The organism is Streptomyces sp. NPDC002870 (assembly GCF_042888505.1).
GTDB lineage: Bacteria > Actinomycetota > Actinomycetes > Streptomycetales > Streptomycetaceae > Streptomyces.
This window is the reverse complement of sequence record NZ_JBIAPW010000049.1, coordinates 12,978-36,277: the sequence shown is the minus strand read 5'-3', so window position 1 is coordinate 36,277 and position 23,300 is coordinate 12,978. Positions and strand designations below refer to the sequence as shown.

At 69.6% G+C, this 23,300-nt stretch carries 15 protein-coding genes; 3 read left to right on the top strand and 12 right to left on the bottom strand.

The window, feature by feature from the left end; genetic code table 11:
- Positions 1-6: 6 nt before the first annotated feature.
- Complete coding sequence (locus ACFYWY_RS35575) at positions 7-1,074, top strand: ketoacyl-ACP synthase III family protein (RefSeq protein WP_389194803.1); 1,068 nt, start codon at positions 7-9, stop codon at positions 1,072-1,074.
- Between the two features lie 77 nt (positions 1,075-1,151).
- Here the strand turns inward: ACFYWY_RS35575 and ACFYWY_RS35570 are convergent, their stop codons facing one another.
- The 6 genes from ACFYWY_RS35570 to ACFYWY_RS35545 all read right to left on the bottom strand — a co-directional run bounded on the left by ACFYWY_RS35570 (position 1,152) and on the right by ACFYWY_RS35545 (position 8,299).
- Positions 1,152-1,925 (bottom strand): FkbM family methyltransferase, encoded by a 774-nt coding sequence (locus ACFYWY_RS35570; protein WP_389194800.1) that lies wholly within the window; start codon positions 1,923-1,925, stop codon positions 1,152-1,154.
- Between the two features lie 125 nt (positions 1,926-2,050).
- A complete protein-coding gene (locus tag ACFYWY_RS35565) occupies positions 2,051-2,818 on the bottom strand; it encodes an ABC transporter permease (RefSeq protein ID WP_389194797.1) in 768 nt (255 codons plus the stop codon).
- A 1-nt stretch (position 2,819) separates the two neighbouring features.
- Positions 2,820-3,827 (bottom strand): ABC transporter ATP-binding protein, encoded by a 1,008-nt coding sequence (locus ACFYWY_RS35560; protein WP_389194794.1) that lies wholly within the window; start codon positions 3,825-3,827, stop codon positions 2,820-2,822.
- A gap of 192 nt (positions 3,828-4,019) precedes the next feature.
- Positions 4,020-4,235, bottom strand: coding sequence for a DUF5988 family protein (locus ACFYWY_RS35555; RefSeq protein ID WP_389194792.1), 216 nt, complete (start codon positions 4,233-4,235; stop codon positions 4,020-4,022).
- Positions 4,236-4,354: 119 nt separating this feature from the next.
- Positions 4,355-7,273, bottom strand: coding sequence for an AAA family ATPase (locus ACFYWY_RS35550; protein WP_389194790.1), 2,919 nt, complete (start codon positions 7,271-7,273; stop codon positions 4,355-4,357).
- A 252-nt stretch (positions 7,274-7,525) separates the two neighbouring features.
- A complete protein-coding gene (locus tag ACFYWY_RS35545; protein WP_389194787.1) occupies positions 7,526-8,299 on the bottom strand; it encodes a thioesterase II family protein in 774 nt (257 codons plus the stop codon).
- A gap of 321 nt (positions 8,300-8,620) precedes the next feature.
- Here ACFYWY_RS35545 and ACFYWY_RS35540 point away from each other — a divergent pair, with 321 nt between their 5' ends.
- Positions 8,621-9,328, top strand: a complete 708-nt coding sequence (locus tag ACFYWY_RS35540) for a 4'-phosphopantetheinyl transferase (protein WP_389194784.1) — start codon at positions 8,621-8,623, stop codon at positions 9,326-9,328.
- Positions 9,329-9,422: 94 nt separating this feature from the next.
- Here the strand turns inward: ACFYWY_RS35540 and ACFYWY_RS35535 are convergent, their stop codons facing one another.
- From ACFYWY_RS35535 to ACFYWY_RS35510, 6 genes are all read right to left on the bottom strand, one after another.
- Positions 9,423-12,305, bottom strand: coding sequence for an ATP-binding protein (locus ACFYWY_RS35535; RefSeq protein WP_389194782.1), 2,883 nt, complete (start codon positions 12,303-12,305; stop codon positions 9,423-9,425).
- A 746-nt stretch (positions 12,306-13,051) separates the two neighbouring features.
- Positions 13,052-14,578 (bottom strand): PucR family transcriptional regulator, encoded by a 1,527-nt coding sequence (locus tag ACFYWY_RS35530; RefSeq protein ID WP_389194780.1) that lies wholly within the window; start codon positions 14,576-14,578, stop codon positions 13,052-13,054.
- A complete protein-coding gene (locus ACFYWY_RS35525) occupies positions 14,575-15,696 on the bottom strand; it encodes a DUF917 domain-containing protein (RefSeq protein ID WP_389194777.1) in 1,122 nt (373 codons plus the stop codon). Before ACFYWY_RS35525 ends, ACFYWY_RS35530 begins: the two co-directional genes overlap by 4 nt.
- Complete coding sequence (locus tag ACFYWY_RS35520; protein WP_389194775.1) at positions 15,693-17,090, bottom strand: hypothetical protein; 1,398 nt, start codon at positions 17,088-17,090, stop codon at positions 15,693-15,695. Before ACFYWY_RS35520 ends, ACFYWY_RS35525 begins: the two co-directional genes overlap by 4 nt.
- A 455-nt stretch (positions 17,091-17,545) precedes the next feature.
- Positions 17,546-18,211 carry a LuxR C-terminal-related transcriptional regulator gene (locus tag ACFYWY_RS35515; protein WP_389194772.1) on the bottom strand — a complete coding sequence of 222 codons (666 nt, stop codon included), beginning with the start codon at positions 18,209-18,211 and terminating at the stop codon, positions 17,546-17,548.
- 551 nt (positions 18,212-18,762) lie between these two features.
- Positions 18,763-21,588 carry an AAA family ATPase gene (locus ACFYWY_RS35510; RefSeq protein WP_389194770.1) on the bottom strand — a complete coding sequence of 942 codons (2,826 nt, stop codon included), beginning with the start codon at positions 21,586-21,588 and terminating at the stop codon, positions 18,763-18,765.
- Between the two features lie 932 nt (positions 21,589-22,520).
- On the opposite strand from ACFYWY_RS35510, the gene ACFYWY_RS35505 reads away from it, so the two are divergent.
- Entirely contained in the window at positions 22,521-23,267 is a 747-nt protein-coding gene (locus ACFYWY_RS35505) for a VC0807 family protein (protein ID WP_389194768.1), read from the top strand.
- Positions 23,268-23,300 lie beyond the last annotated feature (33 nt).

Below are 23,300 nucleotides of genomic sequence, written 5' to 3'. Positions count from 1 at the left end.
CAGTAAATGAAGATAGACGGCGTCTACGTCGACACAGTCGGGGTGCACCTTCCGGACGAGTGGGTGAGTGCGGAGAAGGCAGTTGAGGAAGGCCTCTACGATGAATACTCGATTCAGTACGGCACCGGGCTGACCGGTGCCTACATCGCCGGCGACCTCCCGGCGGTCGACATGGCGGTCTTCGCCGCACGGCAGGCACTGGGCAGGTCGGAAGAGGACGTCGACTCCCTCGACTTCCACATCCACGCCACCTCCGTACAGCAGGGGCCCGAGACGTGTCACCTGCCGGGTTACATCCTGCGGGAGCTCGGGGCAGGCGACGTTCCCAGCGTCGACGTACGCCACCACTCCAATGGGATGCTCGGGGCGTTCGAGATCGCCGTCGGGCAGATGACGGGTGCGGCGGCGGCCTCCTCTGTGCTGGTCACCGGGGCGGAGAACTTCACCTCCCCCATGATCGACCGCTGGAAGGGATTCGGCACCGGCTTCACCGCCAGTGACGCCGGCGCCGCCGTGCTCTTCAGCGGCGAAAGTGGCTGCGCGGCGCTGCGGGCGCTCAATTCCGGCACGCAGCCCGAGCTGGAGCAGTGGCACCGTGGTGAGGAGTCCATGCTGCCGTTCCGGGAGAAGACCGGCGGAGCTTCCAGCGTTCTCGAGCTGCTGTCGTATTTCAACCAGCACGTCGTCCCGCTGGACAAATGCATGGAGATGATCCGGGACTTCGAACTCGACATCGTGTACCGGTCGCTCGTCGACGCCGGTCTCAACGCCTCGGATCTCGCATGGGTGGTGGCGTCCAACACCGACGCCCGCATGATCGACCAGATGAAGATGCAGCCCCTCGGGCTGCCGATGTCACGCTCCAACTGGGAATTCGGTAGGATCTACGGGCACATGGGTGGTTGTGACATGGCCGTGTCGCTCAACCATCTGATGACGACCGGACAAGTCGCCGTGGGCGACCACATCCTGATGACGAGTTCGGGGCCGGGCTGGGTCTCCTCCTCGGCGGTGCTCACCATTCTCGACGTGCCGTCCTGGGCAGGCCAGAACGCTTCGGGCAATCCGGCCTGAGGCCACAACACGCAACGGCCACGACGCGCAACGGCCCGGCACCTCGCTGAGGTGCCGGGCCGAGCTGCCGACGGGCGCTACGGCTGACGCGTGGCGTACACCATGAAGTAGTGGAAGACCTCGGGCAGGTTGGCGCGTTCGACGGTGACGGAGAAGCCGTGGCTCTCCAGGATCCCGGTGATCGTGTCCAGCCGTCCGTCGAGGTCCTGGACCTCGATGACGGTCTGCCTGATCCGCTGCCAGTCGTCCGCGTCCAGGCCCTCCAGGACGTCCAGTTCGGCTCCCTCGACATCGACCTTGAGCAGATCGACCGGGCCGTCCGGAGCCCACTCGCGAAGCACCGTGGACAGTCGCTCGACCTCGACGTCGACCTCCACCCCCTGCATGACGCGGTCGACGGCCTCCTGCCCGATCTGTTCGACCGTGACGTCCTGGCCGACCTTCTTCTGCTCCGGATAGCGGGTCGAGTTGCCGGGGATAGCCGGGTAGAAGGTGAAGCGCACCCCCGGCTCGTGCTTCAGCCCGAGCGCGATCCTGCGGGTGTCGACGCCTTCGACGCCGTGCGCGTCGAGGTTGTTCCGCAGGGCCTGGTGGATGTCCGGTATCGGCTCCAGAGCGAGCACCTGCGCGCCGGGGAACTGCTGCTTGACGAAGATGGTGAAGAGCCCGACATTGGCGCCGGCGTCGACGATCCGCGAGGAGTCCGAGAGCTCGACGCCGTGCCTGAGATAGGTGCGGTCCTCGAATATCTCGTTGTAGATGAATCCGATCTCGGAGAACAGCACCCCCTCCGCCTGCGGTACGAAGAACGAGACGCCGTCGGCGACCTGTACAGACCTGATGTCGGTCATGATGGATTCTCCCGGAACGGTGTGTAGTGCCGCAGGTCATTGGCGCCCGCTGTGGAAGCGTGCACCACCGACTCCCGGCATTTTCCTAAAAGGGCCGTCGATTCAGATGCCGAAGGGCGGTTGGTTCACGCGTCCCGCTTCCGCAGCAGCACATAGCCGCCGACGACCGCCACGCCCACCCACAGCATCATCACGCCGAATCCGCCCAAGGCGCCGTACGGCGAGTCGGAATGCTGCACGACGCGCGCCATCGCCGCGCCCGCCTGGTCCGGGAGGTAACGGGCGACCTTCTTGGTGCCGGGCACGGACGCCAGGATCTGGGTGATCAGGAAGAAGAAGGGCATCAGGATGCCCATGGCCAGCATGGTGCTGCGCAGCATCGCCGCAACACCCATCGAGAGCAGGGCGATCAGTGCCATGTACAGTCCCGCACCGATCACCGCGCGCAGCACGTGGTCCTCGCCGATCGTCGTGCTGTGGGAACCGAGCGCTGCCTGCCCGGCGAAGAAGGTGACGACGCTCGTCACCAGGCCGACGACGGTTGCGACGACCGTCGCGACAGCGAGCTTGCAGACGTAGAAGACGCCACGCCGCGGCACCGCCGCCAGCGAGATACGGATCATCGTGGTGGTGTACTCGCTGCCGACCACCAGCACACCGAAGGCGACCATCGCGAGCTGGCCCAGTACCCCGCCGGCGAAGGCGGTACCGGCGGCGTCGAAGGACAGTTGGTCGGCCTTCGACAGATCGTCGAACTGGCTGTTGGACAGAGCGCAGATCAGGGTGCCGAATCCGACGGTGATCACAAAGGCGGCGGCCAGCGTCCAGCCGGTGGAGCGAACCGACTTGATCTTGACCCACTCCGAGTGGAGGACTGCGGACAGTACGGGCATGTCAGGCATCCTTTCCGGGGGTCGCAGGCTGCTGCTCCCGGCTCGGTTCCCCGGCGCCACGGTGCAGCGGGGCCGCGCCGGCTTCGTTGCCCGGCGCGGTACCGCCCGGCTCGGTGCGGTACTCGGCCGCTTCCCCGGTCATCCTCATGAACGCTTCCTCCAGCGAGGCGTGCTGTGTGCACAACTCGTGCAGCGGCACCTGCTGTTGCCAGGCCAATTCGCCCAACCGCTCCACCGGGACGTCGGACACCTCGAAGGCACCCTCGGAGGCCATCCGCGGTGTGATGCCGGCGCCGGCGAGTGCGCCCTGCAGCTTCTCCGGCTCCGGGGTGCGGATCCGGACGTACGAGTGAGAGTTACGAGCGATGAAGTCGGGCATCGGAGTGTCCGCCAGCAACCGGCCCCGGCCGATGACCACGAGGTGGTCCGCCGTGAGCGCCATCTCGCTCATCAGGTGGCTGGAGACGAAGACGGTGCGTCCCTTGGCCGCCAGATCCTTCATCAGGGTGCGGATCCAGACGATGCCCTCGGGGTCGAGCCCGTTGACCGGCTCGTCGAACATCAGGATCTCCGGGTCGCCGAGCAGCGCGGCAGCGATACCCAGCCGCTGCCCCATGCCAAGAGAGAAGCCCTTGGAGCGCTTCCTGTCCACGGAGGCGAGCCCCACCTCTTCCAGGACCTCGTTCACCCGGGTGAGCGGGATACGGTTGCTCAGGGCGAGGCATGCGAGGTTGTCGTAGGCGCTGCGTCCGCTGTGCATCACCTTGGCGTCCAGCAGCGCGCCGACGTGCCGCAGCGGCTCCTTCAGCTCGGCGTAGCGTTTCCCGCCGATTCGCACATGGCCTGACGTCGGGCGATCCAGGTCGAGCACCATCCGCATCGTGGTGGATTTGCCGGCCCCGTTGGGACCGAGAAAGCCCGTGATGGAACCGGGCCGGACCGAGAACGTGAGGTCGTCGACCGCCACCTTTTTCCCGTACCGCTTGGTCACGCCCGTAAGGTCGATCATTCGGCCAAGGTAGGGGGCACGTCCGAGGCGTGTCTGGGGGGTTCCCAGGACCTTTAGGCGTTTCTTCAGTTGTTTTTTTGAGAATCGGTTCCGGCCCCCGCCCGGCGGTCCGCTCCAGATGCAGGCACGGGCGGCGGCCGGGCTCCCCGGGATGTACGGGGGAGCCCGGCCGTCGCCCGGCCGCCTTGGGAGCTACTCGGCCATGTAGGTGCAGCCTGTCCAGACGAAGACCTGGAGCGTCTGGCCGTTCTGCCGGACCATTTCCGTCGTCGGCTCAAAGTGCTCGTAACGGTTGCCGCATGCGAGTTTGAGCTTGGAGGTCACGTCCTGTACGTAGCGGACCCTCTCCTTGTCCGCGACAAGGTTGGGGCCCCCGCGAAGCAGTACATTCATTTCGTTCATCAGCATGGCCAACTGCCCTTCTTCAAGGCCGTTCGACTGCTCACCGACCGATTTCCGGGAAGGCGATTCATTACAGGCCATTGGAACAGTGGCAGCGCTCGGGAAACCCCTAAAGGCGGGGAGGTCTAACTCCAGGACGGGAGCCCTGTCCGCGGCGACTTCTCCGTGAGCAGGGCGTCGCGCAGCTGAACCCGACCGGTGATGCCCAACTTGCGGTAGCTGCTGGTCAGGTGAGTCTCGACGGCCCGGGGCGTGACGAAGAGCGCCTGCGCGATCTGGTGGTTCGTATGCCCCGTGGCCGCCATCCCGGCTATCTGGTACTCGCTGGCTGTGAGCGGCTGCCGTTCCTGCCGCTGCCCACGTCGCGGCCGGGCACCGGTCGCGCGCAGGGCCGCTCTGGTCGTTTCCGACAGGGCGGTTGCGCCGCACTCTTCCGCCAGGTCGAACGACCGGCGCAGTGTCTTACGTGCCGTTCGCGTGTCGCCCGCGCGCAGTTGCGCCGCCCCGAAGTCGTACAGCGCCTTGGCCAGTTCCAGCGGTGCGGGGGAGTCCTCCAACTGGTCCACGGCCTGGCCGAGCAGGTCGAATCCGGCGTCGCCGCCCGTGACCAGGCCCAGATGTCGCAGGCTGACCCCGATCACGCGTGCCGTGCCCCAGTTGCGCGAAAGACGAAGCTCCTCGGTGGCCATCTCGACGGCCTCATGTTGTTTGCCCAGGGCCGCGTACGCGAGCGCGGCCTGCGACCGCCAGGCGGTCACCGCCGGGTTCACCAGTCCCGCCGCGTCCTGGCGTGCGCCGCAGTAGAGCAGGGTTTCCAGCGCGGCCTCTGTGTCTCCGGAAACGAGCTGCCAGCGGCCCCGGGCCAGCAGGAACGGCCCGCGGTCCCACACCGCGTCGGGGCTGTCGTGGCGGCTGTTCGCCTGCAGCACCTCTCCCGCCGCTCGGAGGTCCCCCAGCTCGATCAGGTTGTTGACGATGAGGGCTGCTATCGGAAGGGCCGAGTAGCCGATGTCGGGGGAACGGTCGAACAGAGCCTGCGCCTGCATCAGCGCGTCCACCACCCGCCCCTGTCGCGAGGCCGTCGAGGCCTTCCCGTACGAAGCACCGATGGATATGCGCTGGGCCCCGCAGCGCATGGCCTGGTCGCTCAACTGGTCATACCAGCCGACGGCTTCCTGCAGCCGGTCGGTCGTGATCAGCCCGAGGGTCGAGAGGGCGAACAGCATCTCCGTCGGCCCACTGAGATTGATACCACCGCGCAACGCACGGTCGGCCAGTTCGTTGGCGTGCGCGGCGCTCTGGTGGCCCGCCATGGCGTGGATCAGCGAAGCCGCCAGCACCGCGCGCTCGCCCGGAGTGTCCCCGCGCAGCGTGGCAGGGGACACGCTCTCGATGAGCGGGCCGACCAGCTCGATCGTGCTCTGGTCCTCGTACGCCACCTGGATGAGCTGTGCCTTGAGATGGAGCAGCAGTTCGCGCTGCGGGCCGTTCTCCGGTGGGTCTCCGAGACCGGCCACCGCCTGCTGGAGCACCGTGACGGCCTCCGGGCCGCGCTGTGTCATCTGCAACGCGGCGGCGAGCATCGCCGAGACCCGGCCGCGGGCCGCCGGATCCTCGATGATGAGCAGGCTCTCGCGCAGTCGGCCCACCGCGGACTGTGGCACGAGCATCAGTTCGTCGGTGCCGAGCTCGACGAGGACTGCTGCCCGCTCGTACTCGGACAGCGGTTCGTCCAGAGCCCGTTGCAGATAGCGGACCGCGGCGTCGGGCGCGCCACGGTGCCGCGCGACGCGCGCCGCATCCTTCAGCACCTCGGCCGGCCAGCTCCCCGCCCCGGGCTCGCAGTGCATGAGGTGCGCGGCGACCTGCTCGCTGGAGGCGCCTTCCTGGTGGAGGATGCGGGCGGCCCGCACGGAGCCGGCGGCCAGGTCGTCGGGGGTCATCGTGCCCTCGATGATGGCGGTACGGATCAGCGGGTGCCGGAATCGCGTCGGGGAGTCGTCGTGCAGTACGCCGATGCGGCGCAGCACCAGCTCGTGACTGGCCACCTCGGACGCGCCGAGCCCGGAGAGTGCCGCGGCGACGCGGGTGGGAGTGTCGTCGCCGAGAATGGCCAGGGCGCGGGCGAGTTCGACGGTTTCCCGGGACTGGCGCCCGACGCGGTGGAGCACGGTGCGGGCGAGGACGTGCCCCCGGAATTCCTCCACGGCCTCGATGTGCTCCGCGTAGGGGGGCACCCCGTTGTCGACGAGGGTGCGCAGCAGCTCCACGAGCAGAAGGGGGTTGCCCTCGGAAGCCTGCTCGCAGGCACGGCAAAACGGGTCGTCCGCGTCGCCGTCCGTGGCAGCGCGCACGAACACGGCAACCTCCGGGCCGGTGAGCGGCGAGAGGGGGATGACCCGGCAGTCGGGCTGGGTGGCGATCTCCGTGAGCTGGGCGCCGGTGGGGTGGTCCTCACCTGTCCGCTCTGTGAGGACCAGCAGGACGGGCAATCCCTCGATGCGGCGGGTGATGTAGGAGATCCAGCGCAGCGACGGCGCGTCGCACCAGTGGGCGTCGTCCACGACGATGACGAGCGGGCCGCGGGCTGCCAGATGGATGAGGAACCAGTACAGACCGTGCAGCAACGCGAACGAGGCGTCGCTGCGCACCGGGCCAGCCTCCGGACTGCCGTCGTCCGCGCCCAGCGTCCGGGCAGCGAGCTCCGCGGGCCCGGCCAGCAGCTCTGCGCGCTCCTTCGCGTCGGCGTCGGCCAGGACCGGGGCGAGTAAATGGCGTACCAGCGAGAACGCGAAGTCCGTACGCGTCTGGCCGCAGGTCGCGCGCAGGACGCGCATGCCGTTGCGGCGCTCGATGCGGACCCAGGCATCCACGAGCGAGGTCTTGCCGATGCCGGCCCCGCCCTGGACGACAGCCACACCGGCGCGGCCGTCGCGCGCGTCGGCGGCGAGGCTTCGCAGGACTGTCAACTCGGCATCCCGGCCCAGCAGCCCGTCGGTACTGCGTCCGTCGGAGCCCGGGGAGTGCTGAGTCGATTCAGCCATAGTCGCCGCCGTTTCTGCATCGTCCCCCTCGGAACGCCACGCTGCGCGCCGGGGCAGGTGGCGACCACCCTAGTTGCAGTGGGTGTTCGACTGGTGGCGGGAACGAGAATTCGGCGGCCCCCTGGCGGGACCGGTGACCGCCGAGGGCGGCGTCGGCCTGCTCAGCGGGGAGGCGTCACCTCGGTCCCGGGAGCGGCCAGGGCCTCGGAGAGGTGGCTGCCGCCTCGTCCGCGGTGGAGTTCGGGCAGGTGATCACGACGGGCGGCCGGACACAGCGGTGGAGGCGAAATGGTCGCTGAGCAGCCTCATGACCTCGGTCTGCTGATGGGTGAGGTAGAAGTGCCCTCCCGGCAGGACCTGGAGATCGAATCCGCCGCTGGTGTGATCTTCCCAGGCCAGTGCTTCCTCGAGGGAGGTCTTCGGGTCCTCGTCCCCCACGATCGCGGTCACGGGGGAGCGCAGCACTGCCTCCGGCTCACAGCGATAGGTCTCGATCGCCCGGTAGTCGCAGCGCAGTGCCGGCAGGACCATCCGCAGCATCTCCTCGTCGCCGAGGACCCTGGCGTCCGTACCGCTCAGCTTCTTCAACTCGGCGACGATCCCGTCGTCTTCGCGCTGGTGCACGTTCTCGTCGCGGTAACGGGAGGGCGCGCGGCGCCCGGACGCGAACAGCCGCAACGGCGCCACGCCGTGGTCCTCCACGCGGCGGGCGACCTCGAACGCCACCAGTGCGCCCATGCTGTGGCCGAAGAAGGTCAGCGGCCGGTCGGTCCACGGCCGCAGAGCGTCGAAGATGTTGTCGGCCAGCTCGCCGATCGTGTCGATGCCGGCTTCCCTGCGCCGGTCCTGCCGGCCCGGATACTGCACGGCGAGTACGTCCACGGCTGGGCTGAGCGCGGAGGACACCGGGAAGTAGAAGCTCGCCGAACCTCCGGCGTGGGGGAAGCAGACCAGGCGGTCACCCGCGTCAGGAGCCGGATGGAAGCGCCGGCACCACAGACCCTCGTCCACGGAGGATGAACTCATGGGGCTGATCCGTCCTTTCCAGTAGAGCCGACGCCTCGGGAGTCGGTACGAAGCGGGCGACGGTTTGTCCCGAGCCGATCGGGAGATGCGGGCTGTTGCCCTGCACGTATCCAGGCAGTTCCGGGTCCGTGGCGCAAGGGCTGTCCGCAGGATGCGGGGTAAGTCTGGTCATTTCCCCGGTACTTCGACGACTGTCTTCGCCTTCGGTGGTCCGCTCGGTGAGCGCGACCTAGTCTCACTGTGGCCGAGCACGGCGAGTGGCTGCTCCGGGCCGGAGTCTCGTGAGGTCAGCCACCACAGGTGCACCGACGGGAGGCTGCGATGATCGACGAGTTGCTGCCGGACTCGGTCTCCGTGGCGGAGATCTTCGGCGACCCGCCGGCCGGAGCGCTTCTGAGCGAAGAGGAGTCCTTCGTCTCCCGCGCGGTCGACAAGCGCAAACGGGAGTTCGCGGCAGGCCGCTGGTGCGCCCGTCAGGCAATGGCCGGGATCGGCGCGCGGCCGGCACCGATCCTGCCGGGGCCGCGCGGGGAACCGCGGTGGCCGACCGGGGTCGTAGGCGCCATCACCCACTGCGACGGGTACGCCGCCGCCGTCGTGGCACGGCCACGGGACGTGCTCGCTGTGGGCGCCGACGCGGAGCCCGCGGGTCCACTGCCGGACGGGATCCTGGAGGCCGTGTCGTTGCCCGGGGAGCGTGCCGGTCTTCTGCATTGCCGTCGCCGCGAACCGTCGTTGCCCTGGGACCGGCTCCTGTTCAGTGCCAAAGAGGCTGTCTACAAGGCGTGGTTCCCGATGACCGGACGTCCGCTGGAGTTCGAGGACGCGTTCATCACCTTCGACCAGGACGGCGGGACCTTCACCGCACAACTGCTGGTGCCCGGATGGCGGCTCGGTGACTTCGTGCTGACCGGATTCGAGGGGCGCTGGGCCGTGCGGGCGGGCCTGGCGATGACGGCAGTCGCCGTACCCTCCGATCGCTCACGCACGGCGTACGGAGCCGGGGTCGCGACGGGGGTACGGCGCTGACAGCCTGCACACCCGACCCGGACCCAGACCTCGACGCCGACGGCCTCGGCCCAGGAGGCGAAGCCGTCGGCCGCCCTGTCCCGCGGTCGGGGGGTTACTGCGCCCTTCGTTCGGCGCCGAAGAACGTACCGAGACCCCGGCGTCCGGACACCCCGAGCTTGCGGTACACCGACGTCAGATGCAGCTCCACGGTGCGCTGGGTCACGAACAGCTCTTCGGCGATCTCCCGGTTGGTCTCGCCGGCGGCTGCCAGTTGAGCCACCTGGGCTTCGCTCGGGGTCAGCGACTCCAACCCGCTCGACGTGACGGTGCGCGGCCGGGCACCAGTGGCCAGCAGCGCGTCATTGGCCTCGGCACGCAGCACCGTGGCGCCGATCGAGTAGGCCAGATCGAGCCCTTGGCGCAGCGTCTCCCGCGCCGCCTCGGTGCGTCCGCACGCATGGAGCGCGGAGCCGTAGTCGACCAGCACGCGGGCCCGTTCGAGCCGTGCGGGGGAGTCCTCCAGGACCGACATGGCTTCCTCGAGGAGGGGAAGCTTCGCGGTGCCGCTCTCCGTTTCCGCGAGGAGCCGCAGGCCGGCGCCGAGCGCGTCGGTCAGGTTCCCCTTCCGGGCTCGTGCCACGGCGGTCTCCGCGAGCTCCCGGGCGGGTGCGAGGGCTCCCATGGCGAGGTGGGCACGGCCGGCCCAGGCCCACCAGGACGAGACGGCAGGGCTCGTCCTGGTCCACTGGTGCTGCCGTCTGCCTGCCTCCAGGAGGAACACCAGCGCCGCCTGCGGTTCGTTGTGGGCGAGCCGCAGCCGTCCCCTCGCACACAGGAATTCGTTCCACTGCCAGGTGTCCAGGCTCGTCGGCGGGAATTCCTGTGCGGCCGCCGCATCGGCGCTCGCGAGGTCACCGGAATCGATCAGCGCGTGTATCTGCGTCGCGATGGGCAGCGCCAGTGTGCGGCCCCAGGTCTCGTGCGGCACCACGTTCAGCGCCGATCTCGAGGCCGCCACCGAGTCGGACAGCGCGCCCACCCGGTACAGCGCCTCGGCCCGCAACGCCAGGCACAGGCCGTACAGCTGGTGCTGGCTCTCCCGGGTGCCGTCGAGGACCCGCTTGTAGGCGGCATCCGCCTCGTCCGACAGGCCCGCGTACAGCAGTGCCGTCGCCGCCGTGGCCAGGAAGAACGGCGAGTCGATGCCGGGCACGCTGCGCTCCAGCATCCGGCGGGCCGCGGCAGCCGACTCCGCCGCCCGCTCCTCACGTACGGCGCTGAGGCCGGCCCCGGCGGCGAGCAGGGCCCGTTGACCCGGGGAGTCGCCGGGCAGGCTGATGTCGAACGGGTACTCCGTCAGCGTCACCCCGAAGCTCTGCAGGTCTTCCGCGGAGGCCAACAGCCTCTGCCCCTTCAGAAGTCGCTGCAGATCGCCCGTGACGTCGTGGACCGTCGACGCCTGCTCGGCGAGCAGGCGCACCGCCTGGAGGGACTGCTCACTGCGGATCAGGCCGGTGGCCAGTGAGCTGAGCAGGAAGAAACGTGGCAGCGGTTCGTGCACGTACTCCAGGGCCGACTGCAGATGGCGGACACTGGCCTGAGGGTCCACTCCCGCCTCGGCCAGCCCCAACTCCACCAGTACGGCCGCGTCCTCGGGCACCTGCACCTGCTCACGCAGGCAGTGCCGCAGCAGATCCACGGCCAGCGCGGGGGCGCCGCGGACCGACGCCTCGCGGGCGGCCTCCCGCAGCACGGTGACCGCCCATTCCTCGGTGGCCGGCAGAGCGGTCATCAGGAGGTGGCCGGCCACCTGCTCGGCGCGCGCCCCCGCGTCCAGCATCAGGCGGGCGGCGCGCTGGTGCGCCTCCGCGCGCTCCTCCGGCGGTATGTCCGCCACGATGACTTCCCGGATCAGGCCGTGGTTGAAGGACCATGTCCGGCCGTCGTCGACCTCCGAGACCAGGCCGTTGGACTGCAGTGCCTGCATCGCGGCGAAGTGTGTCGCGTCATCGAGCCCGGCCAGCCGTGCGCATACCTCCGTCATGGCCTCGTCACCCATGACGGCCATCGCGCGGGCCGCTGCCACGGCGGACTCGGGTTGTCGCCGCAGGACGGATCGGATCGCCTCGTTGAAGAACGCACCGTCGTGGGCGGTGACATACTCCAGGCCGCCGACGCTCGGCGGCTGGCCGCCGAGCCGCAGTACGGTCAGCAGGGAGTGGACGAGCAGGGGGTTGCCACCGGTGATCGCCAGGCACGCGTCGTGGAACTCGTCGTCCGCCTCGTGGTCGAAGACGGTCTTCACCAGCTGGGCGACCCCGTCGGCGGTGAGCGGACCGGGACGCAGGACCCGGCAGAGCGGCTGTCCGGCGATGTCGTCGAGGAGCGCGGCGTCGGTCGGCTCGTCGCCGGTGCGCCGGGACAGGGCCAGCAGGATGGGGAGCCCTTCGATCCGCCGGGCGAGGTGGGTCAGGAAGCGCAGCGAGGCGAGATCGGCACAGTGCGCGTCATCGACGACGATGACGATCGGCGCCTCATCGGCCAGGTTGCAGGTGAACCAGTACAGCCCGTGCAGAACGGCGTACGACACATCCTCAGTCAGGGGCATGACATCACCCTGCAGCGCTTCGGTGCTGAGCGCCTGCGCGGCCGTGCGGGCACTGCCGGCCAGCAGCTGCGCCAGCTGTGGTTCGTCGAGTGTGGCGAGCAGCGGCTCGAAGAGCTGCCGCACCACACCGAAGGGGAAGTCGCGCTCAAGGGCGTCGCAGCGTGCTTCCAGCACGCGCAGACCCTCGACGTGGGGTGTGGACGCCAGCCGGCGCAGCAGCAGACTCTTGCCTATGCCGACGGAGCCCTCCAGCAGGGCGATACCGCCTGACCCTGCGCGGGCGTCCCGTAGGAGGGAGGAGAGGACGGACATTTCCAGCTCGCGGTTGACGAGAGTCAACTGATCCCGCTGGCATTCGCACGTTCCGATCGGCATCCCGTCGGTCATCGGGAGTCTCCTGTCCGCTACTGTGCCCGGCACGGCCGTGCCGAGCGGTCCCCGGATGGCATGCGTGCCCTGTTCGGGTCAACTCGGGCGCGCGCGTTCTCTGTTCCGCCGGCTGGGGCACAAGATGCTGAATGCCGGCAGCAAGGGGTGGGGCCCGCACGGGGACGTAGCGCCGTCGCCCGGGGCAAGGCCGCTCTGTACTGTGCCGAGGTCATCTGGGCCTGGCCGGAACCAGCCACACCAGAGTCACCCCTGTGTGGCCGGCCTGTGTCCGGGAGGACTTCGGCGCGGTGCGCCACGTTCACTGGGCGCCGTTGTCCGGTCGGATTTCGCCAGGAAGAGCAGTGCCCCGAGGCATACGACCCGCGCGGGCAGGTCAATACCCCGCAATGCTCCCGGCACCTGACGATGCATGTCGGTCATGAAAGGCGCCCCCCATCAGCATCGCGCGCCACATCTGATACGACCTTAGCCCGATCCCCCGTTCGGCAGTGGGCCTTGTGCACAACGGAGGCCGGGCACACTGTGTCGACGGCACATTTGCACTGCCGTCAGAGGTGTCATCCGGTACGGCATCGAAGTGTCGATGGCGCGTGTCGCTCCAGATGTCCCGGAATATGGACTCGAAAGGGGTCTGGTGGCCGCGCATTCTTCACTCTTGGGCGGTGCTCCCCGAACATCCTTCAGTGCTGCGTCTGGCCTGGCCTGCTGACGCCGACGACAACAACACCGCACAGTGTGGCTTCTCAGGTGTTCAACAGTGTGTAGCAGGCGACATGGAGGGCGAGCCGCTGATCGGGCGACTCGAGGTCCACCCCGCAGGCCCGGATGCGCTCGATCCTGCCGAGCATGGTGTTGCGGTGCAGGCCGAGCCTGGCGGCGGCCTGGCCGGTCGAGCCCCCGCAGTCCAGCAGGGTCGCCAGCGTGGTGATGAGGACATCCGCCTTCGGGTCCGCGATCAGATCGGCGAGCAGCACCCGCGCCGCCGTCGCGACATCCGCCACCGGCAGGCAGGCCAGGACCGCGCGGGGGCCCAGATCGGCGTACAACTCGATGGGTCCGCCACCCAGTTGCCCGGCCGCGGCCGCGGCCAGCTCCGCCTCGCCCACGGAACGACGGATACCGTCCATGCCTTCGCCGACCCGGCCGATGCCGACGGCCAGGGGGATGGGGAGGCGTGCTGAGGCCCATTTCCGCCCGACTTGCTCCGCGACCTCGCGCGGCTGCACCGCCTCATCGGTGAACCAGGCCACCCAGCGGTTCCCCCGAGGCACGATCGGTGCGTACGGGAAAGCCTCCTGCCAGGCAGCGACCACCACGGGGACGGCCGCTTCGAATGCGGACGCGTCCGGATCAGCGGGCCGCAGGGCCACGGCGACATGGGTCCCCTCGACGCGCCACCCCGCTTCGCGAGCCAGTTGTCGGGGGTCATTCGTCGCGTCATCCCCGGAAGGCGACCCGGCACCGTCAGCGCCGGGCGCCGAGTGGGCACCCCGCAGCAGCGTCTCCAGCAGCAGGCGGTCCTTGCTCGCCTGCTGCGCGAGGGAGAGGCGCAGCCCGGCGACGGAGGCGACCAGTGGGGCCCGCGCCAGACGCAGGATCGTCTCGACCGTTTCCACCCAGGACGGGGACCAGGCGGCGAGCTGTGCCACAAGAGTCGCCCAGGGGCGTCCGTCGGGACCCGGTACCGCGACCCGCACCCGGGACGACTCCTCGTTGTCCGGCCGGCCGGCGGCCGACCGCCCGACGAGCAGATGCCCGTCCTCTGTGATCAGTGCGGCGCTCACCCCCGGCACCTCCGTGTTGATCACTCCGATGATGTCCCGCAGACGCCCGTGCTCGCCGAAGAGGACGGCGCAGCGCGCCATCAGGCGGGCCCGCGCAGCTTCGGTGTCCGCGATTGCAGCCGCCAGCTCCAGCGCCTGCTGCGCCGGGTCGGCCACGGTGAAGAGGGGAATCCGCAGCCGCTCGGCGAGCTGGATCGTCGAGCTGGTCACGGTGATCTCGGCCGGTGCCACGACGCACGCGGCGTTCCGTTCCCAGGCGTGGCGCAGCACCGACTCCAGCGCCCAGATGCCATGCGCCGCCGCCGGGTGCACGACCAGCGCCGTGTTCGGCTCGCACCGCTGCGCCTTCTCCAGCTCGGAGATCAGGAGCACCCCGGTCACCGGCCGGTCCAGGTAGCGAGTGGCGAAGGAACCTGCCCGCGCCAGGGGACCGCAGCGCACCAGCTCCGCCACGGTCAGCGGCTCGGACGAGCGGCTGCGGTTCACCGCGAACCATCCTCGGTGGGGTGACGTACGGGGATACCGAACGCGCGCGGTCCGGCCAGAGCGAGCCCGGCGGGCGTATGCCACATCGGCGCCGCGGGTACCACGAGTACGTCCACATCGTCGGCAACGGCCACCCACTCCAGGCCGACGATTCGCAGCTTCTGACGGTCGAACAGGCACAGGTGATCCGGCACCGCGGCAGCGACCGCCCCGTCTGTCAGCGCGAGCAGCAGCTCGTTCTGCGCCTCGAGGCGGACGATCCGGTCGGTCCCGCCATGCTCGGCCACCACGATGGTGCTCGGCATGGACGGGTAATGACGTGTGCCCTCCGATCGGGTGGCGCGCTCGATCTCCACGACCCGGCCGCTTGCCAACACGCCCGCACCCACCGTCCTGGCCAGGCCGCCGAGCAGCGTCCGGCGGTCGGAAGCCGTGGTCAGGATCTTGCCGGCCCGCATGATCCGGCTTGTGGAGCCCAAGATAGCGGCCCGGCTCAACTGCCCGGCGGTCGCGGGGTACATGGCACAGATCATGAAACCGCCCGAGGCGTCCACGACACCGCGCAGCAGCGGATCCGCCCGAGCCGAGCCGGTCTCCAGCACCACCACATCGCCGGTCTGGCTCACCGCTGCGAGCGGCGTGACCGGAAGCCCGGCGAGCGCGTACGTCGTCTGGTGGATCAGCGGCAGGATCCGCCCCATACCGTCGCAGTCGACCAGCGGAAGCCCGAGCGCGGCCGCCGCGGCGATGGGGAAGAGGGCGTTGGGCCCGGCCGCGTTGAGTGACACCAGGGCGTCTATCCTGCGGCCGACACGCGCCTCCAGGGCACGTACCGCCAACACGAACTCGTCCCCGCATGGGGGAAGTTCGATCAGCGGGGCGAATCCCCCGACGGCGCCCACCGAGGCACACAGCGCGTCGGGCGGGAGGTCGTCGATGCCGACCAGCGACACCGGGCCGTGCTGCTGGAGCAGCTCCTCGACGCAGACCGTGACCCCGTCCACGCCTGCCGCGCCCGTGGCCGAGCACATCAGCTGGTTGCCGGCCACCATGGCGGGCAGATCCTCGGCCGATATCCGTACCGGTTTCGCCGGAGCGATCGCCGTGTCGTCGTTCACCGCTCGTCCTTCGGCTCGGGCCTGCTGCTCGCACGTACTTGCAGCCGATAGAGGCTGGCGCGGAGGTAGCCGACCACCGTGGCCGACGATCTGACGATGCGCTCACTCCCCGGGCTGGCGCCGTTCGCCGCGACCAGGGTGCATGCCTGCTGTTCGGCCCGTGTCTGCAGCTGATCGAGCTCCTCGGTGCCCCGGACCGCGACCAGCAGGTCGAGCCAGGCGCCCGGTTCCGTGCAGGCAGCGCCGACGGCGCTGAGGTCGGCACCCGGATCCACCAGCACCGGCACCTTCCCCGCGGCGCCGTGGATCTCCTTCGCGACGTGCGACCCGCCCTCGTCGAGCACGGCGATCACATCCGTCGTACGGCGGCTGTGGTCGTTGAGCAGGGTGGCGAGGTCGGATGCCCCGTCCACCCGGCTCGAGGTGAGCACGGGCTGCGGTGCGGACATCCGTACGCCGAAGATCCCCGGGAGGTCGGACTCCACGTGGGGCAGGCCCTCGCGTATCTGCCCCATGGCGATGCCCGACGCGCCGGTCAGTACGACCAGCGCGTCCGCGCTGCCGGACAGTGTCGCCGCTCCGATCAGCGCGGTCGCGCCGCTCGCGGTCAGCCCGGAGACGGGGGACCGGCGCAGCCGTTCGGCGGGCACCCGGCCGCCGTCCCCCGTCGCGAACCAGCAGGACGTCCGGCCGGAGCCGAGTGACCTTGTGGCGCGCTCGCTCCGGCCGACCAGCTCCTCGGCCACATTCAGCAGCGCCGCGTTGACCACCGTCGTCGCCTCGCGCTCGAGCAGCCCCAGGCCTCCGGCCTCGTGCGACAGGCACAGCCGCAGGTCGGGGCAGCGCTCCAGCAGCCGGGCCGCGACGGCTTCTTCGTGGGTGGCCAGTGCGGCCGCCCCCGTCGCGGTGATCGCCAGTGTGGTCAGCCCCGCCGACCGGGCGCTGTCCGCGCACCGGTCGGCAGCCGCCAGGTCGAGGTCGGCGAGTTCGTTGCCGAACAGGTCGTGTCCACCGATGACCGTGTCACGCCAGGCGACCAGTGCCCCCACCAGCGGCGCAGGATGTCTGCGGGCTCCCGAGAGGCTGCTGCGGGGTACGACTCGCACCGCTGCCACCGACTGGGCACGCAGGCGGCGTATCACCGTTGTGGAGTCGGAGCCCGACAGGGTGCCGGTCGCCGCAGCCTGTTCGAGAGAGGCTTTGAATACGGCGGACACATCCCAGGTGACCGAATCGACGGCGGCCGGAGCCGCAGCGCTCAGTTCGTGAAGCAGGGTCGCCAGCGGCTCCGTCCAGACCGTGGCGAGCGGAACCGAGGCCGAGGTGAGGACGCGCTCCTCGTCCACGAGCGCGGCATGCGCCCGCGAGGGAGTCAGCCGGATCCCGATGCGCATGCGGTCTCCCAGGCGTTCTCGGCGGGCGGGCGGGCGGGCGGGCGGGCGGGCGGGCGGGACGGGGCCGGTGCCCGGCGGACGGGCAGAGGGGTGTCCCTTCGGCGGGGTCGCCGCCCGCGTCGTTTTGCGGGGGCGAGCCCACCACATCCTGCCCGAAGAGCGCAGAAAGGGGGATGGTCAGTACGCAAGCGTCGATCGAGGGCTACCTCTTCGGCAGCCGATATCGAGAAGCGACCGCCCGTGCGCAGTCCGCGCCGCACACCGGCCCCGCGAAGACTGGGCCGTCCTCGCGGAGCCGGGTGCGCCTGCGGCCGGATATGTACGGTGCCGGCCGCGCCGCCGTCCCAGCTGCTCCGGCCGCCGGAGGGGGGTGTCCGGACCATGAGCAGCAGCATCAGCGGCATCCCCATCTTCGCCGGACTCCTGCTGGGGAAAACCCCATACCCAGGAGCGGTCTACTGGTGGGGAGTTGCGCGGGCGGCCGCCGGGCGCTGCGCGGGGGTGTCCGGCCTGCGACCGCGCCGGTTGTCGGCGTCCTTGACGAACTCGGAGAGGACCCGGGGCGGCCAACTGCCGACCGTGAGCATGCCCATGGAGTGCGCCCGCGCGACCAGCGCGGCGCGGTTGGGCGCCTTGAGCCTGCGCAGCATCAGGCCGACGTGGTACTCCACGCCCTGCCTGCTGAGGTAGAGCCGGGCGGCGAGCTGCACCGTGGAGGCACCGCTCGCGACACCCTCGAGTATCTGTGCGTCGAGCTGGGTGAGCAGCTGTTTGCGCTGGGCCGGCGCGTCATCCTGGCCGACGGGGGAAGCCGACTCGTCGTCGGGCCGGACGACCACCACGAAGGACGGTGCCTGTTCGGACTCGCTCCGCACTGCTACGCCGGTGATCTCGCCCGAGAAGGGCGCCGCCTCGCTCCGGATCCCCACCATGCGTTCCACGAACCGTGCGCGGCGTCCCTCGGACAGGCGGGCGAAGTGCCGGCTCAGCAGCCCGGGAGCGCTGGGGTGAAGAAGCGAGTAGAGGCTGCGGCCACACATGTCGGTGGCGTCGCGGCCGAAGAGCCGAAGAAAGTCCGCGTCGGCGGCGACGATCGCCAGCGAGGCGTCGAGGCTGGCCATACACGCCCGGTGGTGCTCGGGTGAGCGCCGCCCCACCCCGAGGGTGGGTTGGTCGGGCGCGCCGGCGGTGTGGGGGGGTGCGGCGTGAGGGGCCGCCGCAAGGGTCATCGGGTCCGCGTAATGGTGGGTCAAGGGAGCTACCGTCTTTCTGCGGTCGGCGCACCGGGAAATCTGACAGATCGGATGAGGCATTTGGTCTCCCCGCTCCGTCAATGTCTGGAGCGAAGTGCCTTTCTGTGCAGTGGTATTCCGCGGACCAGAGCGTAGGAACGCCGCGTCCCGAGAGTCAACGAGACATGTGCTAATGAGCAAAACACTGTGGTGTCTCGGTGCGATGGTTCGGTCCCCGTTGCGGGGTTCGGTGCAGTGGTTCGGTATCAATACGGTGGAGTAGTAATAACTCTTTGTTGCGACCGGATTACAGGAGAGGGGATCGAGGTGCCGCAGTGGAGCCTTGGTGGTATCGCAAAGGGAGACGCTGCGCACAGCTGCAGTGGAACAGCGGGGACGCCCGATGTGATTGCTAACTGGTCAGTAAGATTACTGTCCGGTCAGTAACAGGTGGCCGTCCAGGGAGAGTTGGACTCCCGGTCGAGTTCCTGCAATGACGCGGCGAGAACTGACCGACCTTTGATTGACATCTTCCGGTAACAATTCGTCAGATGCTTTTCCACGGCGCGGCATGAGATGTTCAGGTCGTCGGCGATCACCTGGTTCGTCAGCCCCGAGGCGGCCAGCTCGGCAACCCTCCGCTCCGCGCGGGTCAGTCGACCGCGCGGGGCTCGGGTGCTCGGCGCCGCCTCAGCGAGGCGCGCCTCCGTGCGCCGGGCCAGCCAGGGGACGTCACACTCGACGGCTTCCGCGTACGCGCGGTCCAGAGCCGCCCTGCCACGGACGTCGGCCGGGCCGCACCGCTCGCCGAACTCCAGCAGGGCCAGGCACAGTTCGTAGCGGTTGGCGGACAGTTCCAGCACGTCGACCGCCTCCAGCAGCACATCAGTGCTCCCCGGGCCCTCGACCATCCGGCTGTGCACGCGCAGGGCCCGGCCGAGAGCCGCCGGCGCGCCCCAGGCACTAGCCTGTTCCAGCTCCTGGGCACTCAGCTCCGCGGCCTGTTTCCGGTCGCCGAGGCGAAGGTGCACGAGCGCGGCGGACGACGCCCAGGGGAGCAGTACGGGATTGCACCAGCCGAGCTGTTCAAGACAGTGACCGACATCGAGGAAGTGGGAGATGGCAGTGTCCAGATCACCCTGCCGGGCTGCGCTCTTCGCCCTCAGCATGGTGAGCGCCGACCACAGGTACGGTTCCTCCGCGGCCCGGTACCTGCCCGCGAGCAGCCACTCGGCGAGCTTGGAGTCCCGGGTGTGGATCGCGACCGACGCGAGGGCGATCGCCGAGACGGTGAAGACCTCCTTGTGCTCCGCCCCAGCCAGTTCGTAGGCCGCGATCGCCCGCTCCTTCGCCTCCGTGACACGGCCGCGGGCCAGTGAGACGAGCGCCTGCTCGGTGCCGATCAGCGCCTGTTCCAGGGGCGTTTGCCGCCCGGCCGCGTTCTGCTGGGCCGCGTCGAGCCAGGAACCGAGGGTCTCGATGGAGTCCGCCGCCACGAGGTTCGTCACCACCATGGGCAACGTGGTGTGCACATACGCGGGGAAGGCCGGCTCGCGTTCCAGGATGCGGTTCGCCAGCCGCGCCACCTCCTGTGCGGGCAGCGCGTTGGCGAATGTCGCGGCCCCCAGCAGCGTCGCCAGTAATTCCCGCTCGGCCCGGGTGCCGGTGCTCGGCTCGGGGCCCAGACCGTCGAGCCGAGCCACGGAATCGGCCAGCTGCGCAGGGACCGACAGGGCGGATTGCCTGATACGGGCCTCAAGGCGCAGCGCCAGCTCACGGTCGGGCCCCCGCAACCGGTCGGGCCCCAGAGCGTCCGCCACCTCGCGCAGCAGCTCATGGACGGGCCGCACCGTCGAGGAGAAGGCGGTCGGCGCCAGTCGCACCACGGCCTGGGCACGCTCCACCGGTTCATCGAGCAGCGTTACAGCCTGGGCGATGTGCCGTACGGATGCGGAGGGAGCGAAACTCCGCTCCGCCGTGGCCAGATCGACCAGCAGCTTCGCCCGGTCGCTGCCCGGCGAGCCGCCCAGCAGCGCCCGCCGCAGATAGCGGGCGGCGGCCTCGGGTGCGCCCCTGCGCTGCGCGGCGTAGGCCGCTGAGCGCAGCACCTCGGCGGCCCATGCGTACCTCGGTGCGGTGAGCGCCATGAGATGCCTCGCCACCTGCTCGGACGGTCGGCCTGCCCGGTACAGCAACTCGGCCGCGAGCGCGTGCATGGTGGTCCGTTCAGCCAGGGGCATGCCCTCTTCCACGGCCTCCTGCACGACGGGGTGTACGAATCGGGGGCGTCGCCGGTCGGTCGTCAGGCCGAGCGAAGAAAGGTGCCGGAGGGCTTGATCGCGTTCGACCGTGTCCAGCTCGGCCAGCCTGCTCAGCAGCTCCAGGTCCGCGTCGTCGCCGAGCACGGCTACGGCCCGCGCAATTCGCCTGACCTGCTCCGATTGCGCGTCCAGGCGCAGCAGTAGCCGGTGCCGCAGCGGTGAGGGCCGGAGCGCGGCGGCGGCTTGCGCATGCTCCGCGGTCGGATGGAGGCCCCTGGACGCGGCGTCCGCCAGAAGGGCCCCGAGGAACAAGGGGTTGCCGCCGGAGGCCGCGTGGCAGGCGATGACGAACGCCTCTTCCGCCTCTTCCCGGTAGTGCCGCCGGATCAGCTCGCGAGAGTGGTCGAGAGTGAAGTTCCTTGGGCGCAAGGCGTGCGTGGCGTACCCGATGACGCCCTGGACGGCCTGATGCTCGGTGAGCGTGTCGCCCTGGCGGACGGCGCAGACGAGCAGGACCGGCATGGAAGCCAGCCGCCCGCCCAGGTGCCGCAACCAGTGGAGAGTCGCGGGATCCGCCCACTGCAGTTCGTCGACGAGCATGAGAATCGGATGGTCGCGGCCGATGTTCTCAAGGAGCGCGGTGAGGCCGCACAGGACGGGCCTGTCCGGTTGCGCGCCGCCGAGCCAGCCGGCGTCGAGTGCGGTACGAGCAAGTCGCGCAGGCCCCGAGGTCCACCGCGCCAACGTCTCCCATGAGGCGTGCCGCAGTGCCGGTTCCAGGAGCTGGCGGGCGACCCCGAGGGAGAAGTCACGCTCCATCGGAGCCGCGCTCGCCCGTAGGCGTACGAAGCCCTGAGCTGCACCGACTTCGCCGATGGCGTCGATGAGGGCTGATCTGCCGATGCCCAGTGGGCCGCTGACCAGCATCAGAGCGCCCCGCCCAGTCCGCGCGGTGCGCATGGCGGCGGCCGCCAGGCCCAGCTCGGCCTCCCGGTCCAGCAACATCAGGTTCAGATCCCTCCAGACCGCGAGGTTATGTCGCAGCGGTGCATGCGGAGCGTGTCCACCCTGTGTGCGCAGTGTGGGGACGACAGGAGGGCCGCGCAAGTCCGATGTATTGAACCGGGCACCATGGCGCGCGAAATCCACAGGGCGTACATGGATACGGGCACGGCACCGCGATGATGCGGGCACGACTGGCAGGTGGGTCCGGAAAGACGGAACTGCGGACAGCCAAGTTCTTTGGCGCTTCCCGCTGCTTCACCAGCCAAATGGAGTGTGCTGCAGGGGTGTTTCTTCGCTCTGCGCGCCAAGGTTGCCCACGAGGTTCGGCGAAGCCCATTGGAGGGGTGGCGAACTCTTCGTGCGGGCATTAATCCGTGAGCGGCCCTCCCGCCCCCGGAAGGGTCGTACGAAACGCCCGACGGCCGGATTGCCAGGGAGAATTGAGGGGCGTTCAGCATGAATTCTTCGTGGGGATGCATGCGTAGTGATGCCCCGGCTCCGAGCGGCGCCCGCGTACTGCGGATCACGCGGCGACGGCAATCAGAATTCCGGCTTCAGGATTACTGAGGCGCAAACGGTGTGACCCATGATGCGCACGAAACTCGGGTGCGGGGCAACGCTCTTGAGGAAGATCTGAGGGTCCGCTTTTGCCGGGAGGGTTGTCGGCGGCGGCTTGTGGTCGGTCAGATCGGGCGCGCTGGGGGGTGGGAACGGGCGGTCGTGTCCTCAAGGCCCCACTCCTGTCTGGCTGTCTGACAAGTTCAGGAGTCATCGTGGAACCTGGGGCAGGAGGTGTCAAGCGCATCGCCAAGCCCGCGTCGCAGGAGGGCGGCCCGCCGGCTCCCGGACGTCAGGTCTGCGTCAGGGTGCCAGGTCCAGGGAAAACCCCAGTGCGAACGCCCGCAGAATCGATGTCAACGCAAGGAGCGCACATGACTTCGGCACGCCAGGACGACCCGGTACCGGAAGGGAGGAGCGGCGACGTCACCGCTTCCCCGGGCGGGACGTTCGGGCGGACCATCCTGTTCGACGTGGCGCTTCCCGTCGGGCTGTATTACATCCTGCGTGCGTTCGGCCTGAGCGAGTTGGTGTCCCTGCTCCTCAGCGGAGCGCCGCCTGCCCTGCACACCGTGCAGACGATGGTGAGGCACCGCAAGGTGGACACCATCGGGCTGTTCGTCCTCACCGTCGTGGCCGCCGCCGCCGTCGGCTCCCTCATCAGTGGCGACCCGCGTCTGGCGCTCGCCCGGAGCGGCTGGATCACCGGCCTGGCCGCACTGTGGATGCTCGCCACCCTGACCTTCAAACGGCCCTTCACCTACCGGGCTCTGGAAGCGCTTGTGTCCGGCAGGGCGCAACTCCTCGACCGGCTGTGGTGCACCACTCCGCTCTTCCGCAGGGTGTGGCGGGGACTGACGTGGCTGTGGGGCCTGGGGCTGATGGTGGACGCCGTGCTACGCGTCGTCTTCGCGTACACCCTGCCCGTCGACACCGTCCCGGCGCTCGACGGCGCCCTGTACGCCGTCACCTATGTCGTCCTGCAGGTGATCACGCAGATCGTCCTGGTGAGAACAGGCACCCTCCGGATGATCTTCGGGGAAGCGGGCGACGACGAGCCGGACCGCGAGGAGGCACGTCCGGACCGGGCGCCCGGTTCCGGCACCGGAGACACCGCCTGAACACCGCGCCACGTGGGAGGACAGTCGGCGCGG